Source organism: Streptomyces sp. NPDC058955, from assembly GCF_042741435.1.
Classification (GTDB): domain Bacteria; phylum Actinomycetota; class Actinomycetes; order Streptomycetales; family Streptomycetaceae; genus Streptomyces.
On sequence record NZ_JBHYKM010000154.1, the window covers coordinates 1 to 14610 of the forward strand.

13 protein-coding genes are annotated in these 14610 nt (G+C 72.7%); 5 read left to right on the forward strand and 8 right to left on the reverse strand.

Annotated elements, in window-relative coordinates:
* Window positions 1-6: 6 nt before the first annotated feature.
* From ACFW1I_RS34940 to ACFW1I_RS34960, 5 genes are all read right to left on the reverse strand, one after another.
* Window positions 7-2250 carry an FG-GAP repeat domain-containing protein gene (locus tag ACFW1I_RS34940; RefSeq protein ID WP_384677542.1) on the reverse strand — a complete coding sequence of 748 codons (2244 nt, stop codon included), beginning with the start codon at window positions 2248-2250 and terminating at the stop codon, window positions 7-9.
* 25 nt (window positions 2251-2275) lie between these two features.
* Window positions 2276-4390 (reverse strand): FG-GAP repeat domain-containing protein, encoded by a 2115-nt coding sequence (locus ACFW1I_RS34945; protein ID WP_384677544.1) that lies wholly within the window; start codon window positions 4388-4390, stop codon window positions 2276-2278.
* 63 nt (window positions 4391-4453) lie between these two features.
* On the reverse strand, window positions 4454-6655 hold the full coding sequence (locus ACFW1I_RS34950; protein ID WP_384677546.1) for an FG-GAP-like repeat-containing protein: 2202 nt from the start codon (window positions 6653-6655) through the stop codon (window positions 4454-4456).
* Between the two features lie 167 nt (window positions 6656-6822).
* Window positions 6823-7335, reverse strand: a complete 513-nt coding sequence (locus ACFW1I_RS34955; protein WP_384677548.1) for a DUF664 domain-containing protein — start codon at window positions 7333-7335, stop codon at window positions 6823-6825.
* Window positions 7335-7745, reverse strand: coding sequence for a DUF1992 domain-containing protein (locus ACFW1I_RS34960; protein ID WP_384677550.1), 411 nt, complete (start codon window positions 7743-7745; stop codon window positions 7335-7337). Before ACFW1I_RS34960 ends, ACFW1I_RS34955 begins: the two co-directional genes overlap by 1 nt.
* 128 nt (window positions 7746-7873) lie before the next feature.
* Here ACFW1I_RS34960 and ACFW1I_RS34965 point away from each other — a divergent pair, with 128 nt between their 5' ends.
* Entirely contained in the window at window positions 7874-8746 is an 873-nt protein-coding gene (locus ACFW1I_RS34965) for a M23 family metallopeptidase (protein ID WP_384677552.1), read from the forward strand.
* 112 nt (window positions 8747-8858) lie between these two features.
* On the opposite strand, the gene ACFW1I_RS34970 is transcribed toward ACFW1I_RS34965, so the two are convergent.
* Window positions 8859-9062 (reverse strand): cold-shock protein, encoded by a 204-nt coding sequence (locus tag ACFW1I_RS34970; protein ID WP_030235313.1) that lies wholly within the window; start codon window positions 9060-9062, stop codon window positions 8859-8861.
* 285 nt (window positions 9063-9347) lie between these two features.
* Between ACFW1I_RS34970 and ACFW1I_RS34975 the strand changes: the two genes are divergently transcribed.
* The 3 genes from ACFW1I_RS34975 (at window position 9348) to ACFW1I_RS34985 (ending at window position 12245) form a co-directional block, all read left to right on the forward strand.
* The gene (locus ACFW1I_RS34975; protein WP_384677554.1) at window positions 9348-10214 is read left to right on the forward strand and encodes a menaquinone biosynthetic enzyme MqnA/MqnD family protein; all 867 of its coding nucleotides are present in this window, start codon (window positions 9348-9350) and stop codon (window positions 10212-10214) included.
* Window positions 10215-10423: 209 nt separating this feature from the next.
* Complete coding sequence (gene mqnC, locus ACFW1I_RS34980) at window positions 10424-11638, forward strand: cyclic dehypoxanthinyl futalosine synthase (protein WP_384677556.1); 1215 nt, start codon at window positions 10424-10426, stop codon at window positions 11636-11638.
* 7 nt (window positions 11639-11645) lie between these two features.
* A complete protein-coding gene (locus ACFW1I_RS34985) occupies window positions 11646-12245 on the forward strand; it encodes a hypothetical protein (protein WP_384677558.1) in 600 nt (199 codons plus the stop codon).
* On the opposite strand, the gene ACFW1I_RS34990 is transcribed toward ACFW1I_RS34985, so the two are convergent.
* Complete coding sequence (locus tag ACFW1I_RS34990) at window positions 12230-12994, reverse strand: hypothetical protein (protein WP_384677560.1); 765 nt, start codon at window positions 12992-12994, stop codon at window positions 12230-12232. The genes ACFW1I_RS34985 and ACFW1I_RS34990 overlap by 16 nt on opposite strands.
* Before the next feature lie 8 nt (window positions 12995-13002).
* Window positions 13003-13542 carry a SigE family RNA polymerase sigma factor gene (locus ACFW1I_RS34995; protein WP_384677562.1) on the reverse strand — a complete coding sequence of 180 codons (540 nt, stop codon included), beginning with the start codon at window positions 13540-13542 and terminating at the stop codon, window positions 13003-13005.
* A gap of 147 nt (window positions 13543-13689) precedes the next feature.
* Here ACFW1I_RS34995 and ACFW1I_RS35000 point away from each other — a divergent pair, with 147 nt between their 5' ends.
* A complete protein-coding gene (locus ACFW1I_RS35000) occupies window positions 13690-14385 on the forward strand; it encodes a demethylmenaquinone methyltransferase (RefSeq protein WP_384677564.1) in 696 nt (231 codons plus the stop codon).
* Window positions 14386-14610 lie beyond the last annotated feature (225 nt).

Genomic DNA, 14610 nt, shown 5'->3' on the forward strand with positions numbered 1-14610 from the left:
GGACGTTCACGACACGCTCGTGAACTTCCCGCCCTCGCCCGCGTACAGCGTCGTCGTCTGCCGCGTGAACGCCCCGCTCGTCGTGCCGTTCGAGCGGTAGACGTACGTGCCGCCGGGGCCGTACGCGATCAGGTCCGGGCGGCCGTCGTTGGTGACGTCGCCCGCGCCGACGAGCTGGCTGAAGCCGCCCCAGCCGCCGCCGATCCGGACGCGCGGGAGGAAGGAGAAGCCGTTGGACTGGTACAGCCAGAGGACGCCGTCCTTGTCACGCGCGATCAGGTCGCCGCCCTCGTCGCCCACGATGTTCCCGACGGCTGTCAGCTGGTTGTAGACGCCCCAGCCGCCGCCCACCCGGATCCGCGGGGCGTACGGCTTGGCCGCGTCGCCGATGCCCCGGTAGTACCAGAGGACGCCGGAGGTGTCGATGGCGAACAGGTCCGCGTAGGCGTCCGTCGTCATCCAGTCCGAGCCGCCCGCCAGCTTGCTGTAGACGCCCCAGCCGCCGCCGACCCGCACGCGGGTGGCGAAGGTGCCGTCGCCCTTGCCGGTGTAGGACCAGAGCACGCCCGAGCCGTCGAGGGCGATCAGGTCGCCGGCGGCGCCGCCGCCGATGTTCCCGGCGGCCTCGATCTGCTTGTACGTGTTCCAGCCGGTGCCGATCTTCGTCCGCTTGGCCGGCTTCGCCTGGCCGCCGACCGGCCAGTCGTACAGGTCGTCCCGCCACAGCACACCGGCGGCGTCCCGGGCGAGGAGGTCCGTGGAGCCGTTGTCGTTGAAGTCGTGCAGGTTGGCCGAGCGGGACACGGTGAGGGTGCCGGTGACCGGCGCCGCGCTGGTGCCGTCGGCGCCCTTGGCGGTGATCTGCCAGGTGTAGGCGCCGTTCGGGGCGCTGATGCCGTCGATGATCCCGTTCCAGGAGTACGCGAAGCGGGGCTCCCCGTGCACGGGCGGGATCATGTGGGTGGTGAGCTTCTTGCCGGTGCGGTTGTGGGTGAGCGTGAGCTGCACGTCCGCGTCGGCGCGGGTCAGGTCGACCGTCATCGGGACGGTCGTCCCGGCCTTCTCCAGGTTCGCCGTCGCGGGGACGGACGAGGCGGTCACCTTCAGCGCCACGACCGCGCCGGTGTCGGCGACGAGTTCGGGCGTCAGGTCGCCGTTCCGGCCGATGCGGAACACGCCGTCGGCGGCACCGGTCGCGCCGCGCACGACGAGACTGCCGTCGCTGTGGCGGGCGACGGAGGAGAAGTTCTCCATGACCTTGTACGGGGCTCCGCCCGTGGCGAGGTTCCGCGCGTACAGCGGCGTCAGGACGTCGGGCCCGGCGGACGGGTCGCGGCGGGCGGCGTAGAAGGCCGTGTCGCCGACGATCCCGGCGAGGACCGGCACGCCCTGGATGTCGGTGAGGGGGACGCGCTTGACGGTGGTGGTGCCGATGACCCTCGCGGTCAGGGTGTGCCCGCCGTCCGTCGCCCGCGTGACGGTCGCCTCGTACTTCGGCGTGAGGGCGCCCGTCACCGTCGCGGTGTCCCAGCTCCAGCCGGGGCCGTACCCGTACGGCAGCACCGAGCCCGTGGGCACGGGGATCACGACGCTCCAGGAGTGGGGCTCCCAGTGCCCGTTCACGTCGTGCTCGCCCTGGCCCATGATGAGGACGGTGGGCCGTCCGTTCGCGTCCCGGCCCGCCGCCACGACCTTGTGGGAGGTCTCGCGCTCGCCCTTGATGAGGTTCGACAGCTTGAGCTTGCTGACGACGCCGTTGGTGTGCGTCAGCTGCCACAGCTCGCGGCCCAGGCCGTCGGCCGTCGGACGGCTCTCGTAGGCGACGTCGTAGGCCACGCCGGCCAGTTCGCCGCTCAGGGTGTGGTTGGCATACGCCCCGGTGAGCGGGTTGTGGGCGGTGACGCCCATCTCGTTCCTCGTCACGATCCAGTCGGAACCGCTGTCGTACGCCCGCGTGCTGCCGTACGACGTGACCGTGCCGTCCGGCTTGTGCAGGCTCAGCCGCTCCTCGCCGTTCTCGTCGGCGCAGGTCGTGAGGTAGCCGTAGGCGCCCGCCGCCACGACCTCGGCGCCGACCGGCAGCAGACCGGCCGCGGCAGGCACGCACCGCTCGGCGGTCGCGCCGGCGGGGGCGGCGAGCGCCGGGGCGGTGACGAGGGTGCCCGTCACCGCGGTGACCGTGGCCAGGGTGACGAGGGCGGCGGCGAGCCGGCGCCCGGTGATGCGGTGCTTCACTGTGCTCCCGTTCATGAGGGACATGCGTGAGGGACTGAGGTCAGTAGAGGTCTTCGCCGAGGTTCCCGAGGGCGCCCCCGGGGTTCTTCACGGGCGCGGCGAACGGGGTCTTCCACAGCCCCGTGCCCCGGTACAGGGACAGCAGGGTCTCCGGCAGCCCGTCCGGGCCCACCGGGCCCTCGGAGGCCGCGAGCAGGTCGGCGCGGCCGTCGCCGTCCACGTCGCCGGCGCCGACGAGCTCCGTGAAGCCGCCCCAGCCGCCGCCGATCCGGGTGCGGGCGGCGAAGGTGCCGTCGCCCTTGGCGGGGTACAGCCACAGGACGCCGGCCCGGTCGGTGGCGAGGAGGTCCGGCCGCCCGTCGCCGGTCACGTCCGAGCCGCCCGCGAGCGTCGCGTACGTGTTCCAGCCGCCGCCGATCCGCACGCGCGGGGCGAAGTTCTTCGCCTTGCCCGCGTAGTACCAGAGGACCCCGGCCCGGTCGCGGGCCACCAGGTCCGCGTGGGACGTGCCGCCGATGTTCCCGGGGGTCACGATCCGGTCGTACGCGTCCCACCCGCGGCCGATCTCGTACCGGTACGGCACGTGCGGGGAGGCGATCGTCATCAGCTGGCGGGCGTCGCGCAGCGCGAGCCGGCCGTCCGCCTCGCGGACGAGGAGGTCGGCGGCGCCGTTGTCGTCGAAGTCGTGCGGCCGGGGCGCGCGGGTGACCGCGAAGGAGCCGGTGCGGACGACGTCCGGGCCGATGCCGTTCGCGGGCCGGGCCGTCATCGTCCACGTGTAGGCGCCGTTGAAGGCGGCGATGCCGTTCTCCCACCGCCCCTTCCAGGCCACGGAGAACGCGGCGCCGTCCTGGCGGGCGTTCAGGGTGACGGTCCGTCCGGTGGCGGTGTGACGCACCTTCACCTGCGCGGACGCGTTGGTCCTGCTGAACGTCCAGCGGCCCGCGAGCACCGTGTCCGCCCGGTCGAAGTCGAGGGTGCCGGCGGCCGGCGCGGTCTCCCCGACCAGGGTGAGCGCGGTCGGCACGCCGAAGCCGCGCACCAGCGAGGCGGCCGGCAGGCCGGTCACCTGGTCGGTCTCGACCCGGTACAGGCCCTCTCCCTGGTCGACGTCGCCGCCGAGGACGAGCAGGTCCCCGTTCCGGTCCCGGCCGGCGGAGGCCACGTGGTCGAGCAGCGGGTACGCCTGGTTCCCGTCCGTCAGCCGGCGGGCGGTGAGCGCGTGGTCCGCGGGGTCCCCGCCGGTCGCGGTCCCGCCGCCCGGCTTCACGGACGTCACCCACTCCGCGCCCGTCAGGTGGAGGAGGACCCCGCGGGCACCGGAGCCGTACTCCACCGGCAGCCGCACCGGCGGGGCGGAGGAGCGGCGGGTGACGACGGTGAGCCGCGGGGCGGCGGAGTCCGCGCCCTCGATCCAGGCGACACGGGTCGCCGACACCGTGATCCGCTCCCGGTCCGTGCCCTCGCCGAGGTCGTACGCCTCCGGCAGCGCGCCCGTCGCGAGGTCCACGACGCCGACGCGGAGCCGGGGGACGCCGTCGACCGTCGCCCGGTGCAGGACGGCGAGCCCGTCCGCGCCGGCCGGGTACGTCAGGAGCGCGCCGTCCGCCTCCGGCAGGGCGACCGGCCGGTCCACGACCTCGCCGCCCTCCACCGACACGAGGTGGAGCTCCTCGCGGCCGCCGGCCGTCGTCGTTTCCATGACGAGCGTCGAACCGACCACCCGCAGCAGCGTGTACGGCGTGGCGGTGCCGGACAGGTCCACCGACACGGTCGGCGTCGCGCCGGTCATGTCGGTGAACGTGTAGTGGGCCCCGGCCCGCGACACGACGAGATCGGTCCCGGGGCTGCCCCACCGCTCCCCGGCGGCGAAGATCACGGACTCCCGCCCGCCGTCGTACGGCGTCCACCGGTGGACGGGATGCGCGTCCGTCCCGGTCCGGCTCAGGAAGCCGGTGCGGCCCGCGGTGAGCAGCACCGAGTCGAGCGGGATGTCGAGCGGAGCGGCCTGCTCGGCGTCGGCGGCCGCCCGTACGGCGACCGGTGCGGCGGCGTACGCCGGGACGGTCACGGCGCCCCCGACGGCCGCGACCGCGAGGACGGCGGCGACGGCGGCGCCGAGACGTGCGTGGGTGCGCGTGTGCGTGTGCTTCACAGATCCCCCGTGATTCTGTGGCCGGGTGTGCGGCCGGCCGCGTCCGCGGCCGGCCTCGTGCGGCTAGGCGACGCTGGTGAACTTGCCGCCCTCGCCCGCGTACAGCGTGGTGTTCAGGCGGGTGAAGGTCCCGGAGACGGTCCCGTTCGCGTGGTAGACGTACGTGCCGCCCGTCCCGTAGGCGATCAGGTCCGGCCGTCCGTCGTTGTCGACGTCCCCGGCGCCGACGAGCTGGCTGAAGGCGCCCCAGCCGCCGCCGATCTTGGTGCGGGCGAGGAAGGTGCCCTTGCCGGTGCCCTGGTAGAGCCAGAGGACGCCGGACGTGTCGCGCGCGACGAGGTCACCGGCGGCGGTGCCGGCGATGTTCCCCACGGCGACGAGCTGGTTGTAGACGCCCCAGCCGCCGCCGACGCGGACGCGGGTCGCGAACGGCTTGGCGAGGTCGCCGGTGCCCTTGTAGAACCACAGCACCCCGGAGCCGTCGGTGGCGAGCAGGTCGGACCGCCCGTCCCCGTCGAGGTCGGAACCGCCGGTGAGCTTGTTGTAGACGCCCCAGCCGCCGCCGACCTTCACACGGGTGCCGAAGGTGCCGTAGCCCTCGCCGGCGTACGACCAGAGCACGCCCGAGCCGTCGAGGGCGACGAGGTCGCCGATCTCGTTCCCGCCGATGTCTCCGACGGCCTCGATCTGCTTGTACGTGTTCCACCCGCCGCCGATCCGGGTGCGCTTCGCCGACTTGACCTGGCCGTCCACCGGCCGGTCGCGCAGGTCGTCGCGCCACAGCACGCCGCCCGCGTCGCGGGCGAGGAGGTCGGTGGAGCCGTTGTACGTGAAGTCGTGCGGGTTGGCGGTGCGCGAGACGTACATCTCCCAGCCCTGATAGGCGGGCTCGCCGGTGCCGTCGAGCAGCGACGCCTCGGCCTCGATCGCGTACCGGCCGTTGGGGGCGTCGGTGCCGTCGTCGAGGGTGCCGTCCCAGACGAAGGAGAACCGGTTGCCGGCCTCGGGGGCCTGCACGCGCGTGTGGAAGGTCTCCTCGGTGACCGTGTGGTGCAGCGTCACGTCGAGGTAGGCGTCCCGGCGCGACAGGTCCCAGCCGAGCGTCACCTTGCCGCCGGCCGAGTCGAGGTTCACCGAGTAGGGGACGTGGACCTGCTGGATGTCGAGCGGCTCCGACGGGTCCACCTCCGCCACCTTGGTGACGGCCGGGGCGTCGTCGGTCCGCGGGTCGAGCCGGAACAGCCCCGCGCCGCCCTCGGCCGTACGCCCGCTCAGCAGCGCGCTGCTGCTGCCCTGCATGACGAGACCGGTCACGGAATCGGCGAGGTCGACCGTCCGGCCGTCGGTCAGGGACACGGCCCGGCCGGGACGCCAGTCGTTGCCGTACACGAGCCAGTCCCCGATAAGCGCGAGGCTGTACTCGTCGTCAGGGCCCATGACGGTCGTCTTCCGGACGCCCGTGGAGCGCTCGACGGACGTGACGACCCTCGAACCGTTCTGCCACTCCGTCCAGGCCACGTGGGAACGGGAGAACGCCAGCGACTGGGACATGTATCCGGACTCGGCGGAGGCGTACGTCTCGATGGCCCTGCCCGTGGCGATGTCGATCACGGCCCGGCCGCCGGTCCGCGCCTCCACGGGGCCCGTCTCGTACCCGACGAGGATCCGGCCGCTCTGGACGGTCGCGCTGGTGTAGAACCGGTCGGCGTCCGCGGGCAGATCGGTGATCTTCCGGGTCGTCGGCGCGGCGCCGTCCTGGGTCACGACGTGCAGCTCCGGCACGCCGTCCTTCGTCGTCTCCGCCAGCACGGTCTTCGGGCCCAGCACGGCCACGAGGTGCGCGTCCAGGGCGGCGAGGTCGATCTCGACGAGGGGCGCGGCCTGGTCGCGCATGTCCCGCAGCGTGACGGCGGTCATCCGACCGGAGCCGGGGATGCTGCCGACGGCGACCACGTCGCTTCCGGTCGGCATCCAGCCGGGGTACTCGTACCCGCCGAGGTCGACGGGGGTCGCGGGGCCGCCGTCGAACGGCGTCCAGATCAGGCCGGAGTCACCGTACGAGAGGAAGCCGGTCGAGCCGCCGCTCGTGACGGAGGAACCGGCCGGGAGCACCGGAAGCGCCTCGGCCTGCGCGGCCTCGACGGGCCCGGAGGTGGCCGCGAAGGCGGCCGGCGCCGTGGCGAGCGTGCCCGCGCCGAGCGCGGTGACGGTGAGGACGGCGGTGACGGCCGCAGCGAGACGCGGACGGGTGGTGCGGAACTGCAAGGAGACCCCCACGGGAAGACCGGGCACGGGACGTGCGTGCCGTGCACGGTCAGACTCGCGATCGGGTCGAGTGGTTGTACGGAAGATCGTGGATTCGTTCGATCGATATCCGGTCAACCCCCACCGGGGCCGGAGGGGTTACGCACCCGCCCCGGCCCGCCGCCCCCTCACCCGCCCGTCCGCTCCACCACCCCCCGCACGTACCCCGCCTGCCCCGCGTGCTGCAGGTCCTCCGCGATCACCGACACCAGCCGGACGCCCAGCGTCACCGGCGGGTCCCAGGCGGTGTCCACCACCCGGTCCAGGTCCGCGTTCGTCACCGGCGCCAGCAGCGAGGCCGTCCGCTCGTGCACCGCGTCGTGGTAGCCGAGCAGCAGCGTCGCCGGTGCCCGTACGGCCCCGACCTGCGCGGACGTGTGGCCGTAGCCGGTCGCCCCGGGCGGGAACGGCAGGCCGAAGCGGTCCCGCCAGCCGTCGGAGCGCCACAGCTGCTCCGTGCCGAAGGCGCCCGCCAGGTGGTCGTCCTGGATGCGGGTGAGGTGCCAGACGAGCCAGGCGATCGAGTTGGCGTCCGGGTCGATCCGGGCGGCGAGCTCGTCCTCGTCGAGGCCCTTCACGGCCGCGTGGACGGCCTCCCGGATCCGGCCGAAGGAGTCGAGCAGCAGGCCGGCACTGTTCATCACGCCCCCTTGGGGTCGCGCGCCTCCCGCCACCGGGCCAGCTCCGCCTCGACGTCGAAGGGCGTCAGGTTCAGCGGCGGACCGGCCGGCGGGCGGCGCAGGGCTTCCGCGATCTTGGTGTTGATCTCGCCGAGGATCCGCCGGACCTGGCTCTCGGAGCCGGCCTCCGCGACCGCCGCGGCCGCGTCCTCGGCGTCCTTGCGCAGCTGGAGCGCGGGCGGCAGCACCGCCATGCCCTCCCGGTGCAGCTTCTGCTTGACCCACCACAGCTCGTCGTAGGGCGCGGCGTCGTCCGGGAGCGGCTTCCCGAAGCCGGACAGCGCGCGGAACTCCCCGCGCTCGGCGGCCTCCCGGATCTGCTTGTCGACGAAGGACTCGAAGCTGACGCCCGGCGGTTTCCGTTCGGTCATGTGTCCAGCGTACGTATCGGGGCCGGTCCGCATGTGGTGGACGCGGGCTACTGCGGCGCCCGGTCTTCCGGCACCCTGTGGTCGGTCAACGCGCGTAAACCCCTGTCACCTCACGCCACGGAGGACACATGCGTCACCCGCGTACGACTCGGACCACGACCCGGAAGACCGCCCGCGTCCCCGCCCTCGGCGCCCTGCTCGCGCTCCTCGCCGGCCTGCTCACGGTCCTCGGCACGGCCGGCACCGCCCATGCCGCGCCGCTCTTCAAGGCCCCGTTCGCCTGCGGGCAGAAGTGGACCTACAGCCACCACTCCGCCGAGGTCCGCCAGGCCCTCGACTTCGTCCGCTCCGACGGCGGCGCCACCGCCGGCGCCCCGGTCCTGGCCTCGGCCTCCGGCACCGCCTACCGCTACTCGCAGCCGACCGGCGCCGGGAACTACATCGTGATCGACCACGGCGGCGGCTGGAAGACGTACTACTTCCACCTCAACGCCTACTCGGTCGCGAACGGCGCCGCCGTCTCCCAGGGCCAGCAGATCGGCACCACCGGCTCCACCGGCAACAGCTCCGGCGCCCACATCCACTACGAGCAGCTCTACAACGGCGTCGGCCAGACCATCGTGATCAACGGCGTCTCGCTCGCGCCCTACCCGGGCTCGTACGGCTCCAAGCACCTGACCAGCGACAACGGCTGCTCGGGCGGAGGCGGCGGGAAGTACTGGGTGGACACCTTCGCCAACGCCACCGGCTACGCGGGCGCCAACACGAACGACCCCCAGGGCGTCCTGAACGCGGGCACCAACTACGTCTACTGCAAGGTCTGGGGCCAGGAGATCCGCGACGCCTCCGGCAACTACAACCACTGGTGGCTCCGCACCGACCTGGACACCGTCTACGCCGGCAAGAACGGCTACGGCGCGTACGTCTCCGCCTACTACCTGTCCCGCTGGGGCAACGACGAGGCCCGCGACAACAACGGAACCGTCATCCCGAACTGCTGACCCCACCCCCGGGGGCCCCGAAACGGGCAGGAGCCCCGCTCGTGCCGGCAGGCGGCACGGAGCGGGGCTCCTTGGGTACTGCTCTAGAAGATCTCGATCGCCACTACGGCGTTCAGATCGCGGTGACGTTCTCCGCCTGCGGACCCTTCGGGCCCTGGGTGACGTCGAAGCTCACCGCCTGGTTCTCCTCGAGGGAACGGAAGCCGTTCGCGTTGATCGCGGAGTAGTGGACGAAGACATCCGGGCCGCCGCCTTCCTGGGCGATGAAGCCAAAGCCCTTTTCAGCGTTGAACCACTTGACGGTTCCGGTAGCCATGAGCCCTCCTATGGGCCAAAGGGTCGCCCTGCTCCAGAACCTGCAAACAAGTCTGAAAACTACAAAAGCCTGCGGGTCACATGCTCCGCAGGCTCTGTACTGCAAGGGAAACCAAACTGCAACTTGCGTCGAGCGTAGCACGCAGCGTGTGCGACGCGATAGAGGGAAAGATCACGTCACCCGCATGTTTGATCCCGGCCCTAAGACGCTGACGCGCCACGCCGCCGACAGGCCCGGATCTCCCCCGGCGATGTCCACCGTACGAGACGGGGCTAGCCTCGCGATGTGGACAATGCGAACGACGAGCACCAGCGCAGCCGGCCCCGCGTCGGGCACATCCAGTTCCTGAACTGCCTGCCCCTCTACTGGGGGCTCGCCAGGACCGGGACGCTCCTCGATCTGGAGCTGACCAAGGACACCCCGGAGAAGCTGAGCGAGCGGCTCGTGCGGGGCGATCTCGACATCGGTCCGATCACCCTCGTCGAGTACCTGCGCCACGCCGACCGGCTGGTCGCGCTCCCCGACATCGCCGTCGGCTGCGACGGGCCCGTCATGTCCTGCGTGATCGTCTCCCAGCGGCCCCTGGAGGAGCTGGACGGCGCCCGCGTCGCCCTCGGCTCCACCTCCCGGACCTCGGTGCGGCTCGCCCAGCTGCTGCTCGCGGAGCGGTTCGGGGTCCAGCCCGCGTACTACACCTGCCCGCCCGACCTGGGGCTGATGATGCAGGAGGCCGAGGCGGCCGTCCTCATCGGCGACGCCGCCCTGCGCGCCTCGCTGCACGACGCGCCCCGGCTCGGGCTCCAGGTCCATGACCTCGGCCTGATGTGGAAGGAGTGGACGGGACTGCCGTTCGTCTTCGCCGTCTGGGCCGCCCGCAAGGAGTACCTGGAGCGCGAGCCGGAGACCGTCCACGACGTCCACCGGGCCTTCCTCGCCTCCCGCGACCTCTCCCTCGACGAGGTCGCCAAGGTCGCCGAACAGGCCGCCCGCTGGGAGGCATTCGACGCCGCGCTCCTTGAGCGCTACTTCCGCACGCTCGACTTCCGCTTCGGTCCCGAGCAACTCGCCGGAGTGCGCGAGTTCGCCCGCCGCACCGGCCCGACGACCGGATTTCCCGCGGATGTGACGGTCGAACTGCTCCCGCCGGAATAGCCGCCCCGCCGCCCCCGCCGCCCTCCGGCAATTCCCGCCCGCATTTCCCGGCCGGGGCCCGTATCCGCGCCTTCCCATTCCGCCCCCGGGAATCGCGCGGCAGAACGTTCATCGGAAATTCACGCCGACACGGACCCCGCCCCGGCGGCCCACCCCCGCTGGCGTACGCTGGAGCGGTCTGTCAACAACCCTCCGAAAGGGACGAACCGGTGACTGAGAAGGCCGACCTCACGTCGTTGGATGTCACAGTCGTTCTGGACCGTGCCGCCGCCGGCGGCCGGATCACCCCCGAGGAGGCGCTCGACCTGTACCGCTCGGCGCCCCTGCACGCCCTCGGCGCGGCCGCCGACGCCGTGCGCCGCCGCCGCTACGCCGGTACCGAGCACATCGCGACGTACATCATCGAGCGGAACATCAACTACACCAACGTCTGCGTCACGGCCTGCAAGTTCTGCGCCTTCTACGCCGCACCGAAGGACACGAAGAAGGGCTGGACCCGGGACCTCGACGACATCCTGCGCCGCTGCGCGGAGACCGTCGAACTCGGCGGCACGCAGATCATGTTCCAGGGCGGCCACCACCCGGACTACGGCGTCGAGTACTACGAGAAGCACTTCGCCGCCATCAAGAAGGACTTCCCGCAGCTGGTCATCCACTCCCTCGGCGCCTCCGAGGTCGAGCACATGGCCCGCATCTCCGGCGTCTCCGTCGAGGAGGCCATCACCCGCATCCACGCCGCCGGCCTCGACTCCTTCGCCGGCGCCGGCGCCGAGCTGCTCCCCGAGCGCCCGCGCAAGGCGATCGCCCCGCTCAAGGAGTCCGGCGAGCGCTGGCTGGAGATCATGGAGATCGCCCACAAGCTGGGCGTCGAGTCCACCTCCACCATGCTGATGGGCACCGGCGAGACCAACGCCGAGCGGATCGAGCACCTGCGGATGATCCGCGAGGTGCAGGACCGGACGGGCGGCTTCCGGGCCTTCATCCCGTACACGTACCAGCCCGAGAACAACCACCTCAAGGGCCGTACGCAGGCCACCCTCTTCGAGTACCTGCGCATGATCGCCATCGCGCGGCTCTTCCTCGACAACGTGGCCCACATCCAGGGCTCCTGGCTCACCACCGGCAAGGAGGTCGGCCAGCTCTCCCTGCACTACGGCGCCGACGACCTCGGCTCGATCATGCTGGAGGAGAACGTCGTCTCCTCCGCCGGTGCCAAGCACCGCTCCAACCGCCTGGAGATCATCGACCTGATCCGCAAGGCCGGCCGCGTCCCCGCCCAGCGCTCCACCACCTACGAGCACCTGGCCGTCCACGACGACCCGGCGAACGACCCGGTCGACGACCGCGTCGCCTCGCACATCTCCTCGGTCGCCATCGAGGGCGGCACGGCGCACCCGGAGCTGAAGCTCCTCGACGCCAACTGACGCGCCCGTGCCGACCCTCCACGCCGCCGAGGCCTCCCCGGAGCTGGCCGTCCTCGTCGACGGCCCCCGGATCGCCGCCGTCGGCCCGTACGAGGAACTGGCGGAGGCCCACCAGGACGCACGCCTCCGCCGCTGGCCGGGCATCCTGCTGCCCGGCCTGCTCAACCCGTACGCCCCCGAGCTCCTGGAGCGGACCTACCACCCGGACCCGCGCGAGGCCGACGACTTCGGCACCGCGCCGATCACGGGGGAGCGGGCGGCCGAGCTCTTCCGCGCCGACCCGGCCCGCCTCGGCGCCAGCGCCCGCCGGGGCGTCCAGCGGATGCTGGCCCACGGCACGGTCGCGGTGGCGGGCGAGCTGCGCACCCGCGCCGCCGCCGACGCGGTCCGCCGCGCCGGCCTCGCGACCGGTCGCCGCCCCGACCCCCTCCCGGGCCCCCCGTCCCTCTCCCCGGTGCCGTTGATCCTGCTGCCGCGCCCGGCACCCGGCGGCCCGGCCCGCTTCGCCGTCTTCGACGTCCCCGACCCGGCGACCCTGGTCCGCGAGGGCGCGGCCACCTGCGTGGCGACGGTCATCGACGGACGGCTGGTCTACCGGGCCCGCTGAGGGTCCCCGACGGCGGGACGTCCGCCAGGGCGCACCGGGGGCGGGGTGAGCGGGGCGAGCGGCGGGTCGTTCGCCTCCATCTGGAACGTGTACGCCTGCTCCACCATCGGTGCGAAGTTCCAGTGCTCGGCGACCACGAACAGATCGCCCGCCGTCACCGGCACCTTCCCGTCCTTCCCCGCGTACACGACGAGGGTGACGTCGCCCTCCTTGTACGTGTACCCCACGAGGACCCTGCCGCCCAGGCTGCTGACCGGCCCGAGCTTCAGCTCCCCGACCTCCAACTCGGCGTGCGGGTCCGCCCTGACCCCGTCGTACACGCGCCGCCGCACCGACACGACCATGCGGAAGCTCTCGCCGCCCGCCTCGATCACGTACTCGCTCACCGGGTCGTCGCCGTCGCCCACCGGCCGGACGCGGGTGACCTCCGGCGGCAGCCGCTGCTTCAGCAGCGAGGCCATCTGGGTCTTGTACTCCTCGCGGCGGATCCAGTCGGCCCCGGTCAGCCGCGTCTCGCGGACGGTCGAGGCGGCGGGCATCGGGACACCGGGATCGGACCCCGGCAGCAGCGTGAGCCCGAGGGCTCCCGCCGTGACCACGGCGAAGGCGGCGGCCACGACCGCGAACCGCGCCCGGGCCCGCCGCCTCCGTCCCTCGCGCACCGCGAGGGGGACGAGGTCGGGCAGCGGCGGCAGGTCCTCGGCCGTACGGGCCAGAGCCTCGCGGAGCAGAACGTTCTCGTCGTCCACGGTGGACCTCAGCTTCCTTCGATCGAGAGCCCGGCGTCGGCCAGGCGCGTACGGAGTCGGGCGAGCGAGCGCGAGCACTGGCTCTTGACGGTGGCCTCGCTGCACCGCAGCAGCGCCGCGACGGAGGCCACGCTCTGGTCGTCCCAGTAGCGCAGCACGACCATCGCCCGCGCCCGGGGCGGCAGCTCGGCGAGCGCCGCGAGCAGCGTGACCCGCAGGTCGGTGTGGTCGGCCGCGGCCTCCGGCACGGTCCCCCCGGCCCGTCCCAGCGCCAGCAGATCCCGCAGCCGGCGCCGCCGCTCCGCCAGGAACGTCCGCGTCAGCACGGTCTTCGCGTACGCGTGCGGATGCTCCGCCGCGCCGGCCCGCCGCCAGTGCTGGTACAGCTTCGCGAGCGTGGTCTGGGTCAGGTCCCGCGCGCCCTCGGCGTCCCCGCAGAGCAGGTACGCCGTCCGGTACAGCCGCTGCTGCGCGCCGCGCGCGAACTCCTCGAACCCGGCGGCCGTCGCCACGTCCGGCCCCACGTCCGGCCCCACATCCGCCCCCACGGGTCTCACCTCGGTCGTCGACACTGCCGTCGCACCCCTGCTCTCCTCGCTCCCGGAACAGCACTTCCGACCGTCCTTGAGCCCACCCGGCCCCGAAAGGTTGAAGCGGTACGGGGAGAGATTCGGGCGGCTGCTTGAATGGGTTCCGTGACCCGAGCCAACCTGGACAAACAGCCGCACGAAGTCGCCTCCATGTTCGACGACGTGGCGGCCAACTACGACCTCACCAACGACGTGCTCTCGCTCGGCCAGGACCGCCGGTGGCGCAAGGAGGTCGCGAAGGCCGTCGACGCGCGCCCCGCGCAGAAGATCCTCGACCTGGCGGCCGGCACGGCGACCTCCTCGCAGCCCTTCGCGCGCGCGGGCGCGTACGTCGTCCCCTGCGACTTCTCCCTCGGCATGCTGCGCGTCGGCAAGCAGCGGCACCCGTGGATGCCGTTCACGGCGGGCGACGGCACGAAGCTGCCCTTCAAGGACGACGTCTTCGACGCGGTGACGATCTCCTTCGGACTGCGGAACATCCAGGACACCGAGCAGGCGCTGCGCGAGCTGTACCGCGTGACGAAGCCCGGCGGCCGGGTCGTGATCTGCGAGTTCTCCCACCCCACGTGGGCCCCGTTCCGCACGGTGTACGAGGAGTACCTGATGCGCGCGCTGCCGCCGGTGGCGCGGGCGGTCTCCTCCAACCCCGACGCGTACGTCTACCTCGCCGAGTCCATCCAGTCCTGGCCGGACCAGCCCACCCTGGCGTCCCTCCTCCAGAAGGCCGGCTGGTCGAACGTGGCCTGGCGCAACCTCACCGCCGGCATCGTCGCCCTCCACCGAGCCCACAAACACCCCTGACCCCCCCGCCGCCGTTTCGTCGTGGCCTGCGCCCGGCCAGGACACTGCGGGCGCCCGCGCCGCTCCGTTGTGGGCTGCGCCCACGCCGTTTCGTTGTGGGCTGCGCCCGGTGGGGGCGTTGCGGGCGCCGCGCCGTTTCGTTGTGGGCAATCGTTCCGCTGGGGCGGAACGGGTGGGCACAACGGAACGGCACCGTTGCGGGTGCCTCCGCTCATGGGCCTGGAC

Excerpts from the sequence above, each read along its gene's own strand:
- ACFW1I_RS34965 (WP_384677552.1), top strand. The coding sequence starts at position 7,874 with ATGCGTCACCCGCGTACGACTCGGACCACGACCCGGAAGACCGCCCGC.
- ACFW1I_RS34970 (WP_030235313.1), bottom strand. The coding sequence starts at position 9,062 with ATGGCTACCGGAACCGTCAAGTGGTTCAACGCTGAAAAGGGCTTTGGC.
- ACFW1I_RS34960 (WP_384677550.1), bottom strand. The coding sequence starts at position 7,745 with ATGACCGAACGGAAACCGCCGGGCGTCAGCTTCGAGTCCTTCGTCGAC.
- ACFW1I_RS34955 (WP_384677548.1), bottom strand. The coding sequence starts at position 7,335 with ATGAACAGTGCCGGCCTGCTGCTCGACTCCTTCGGCCGGATCCGGGAG.
- ACFW1I_RS34940 (WP_384677542.1), bottom strand. The coding sequence starts at position 2,250 with ATGAACGGGAGCACAGTGAAGCACCGCATCACCGGGCGCCGGCTCGCC.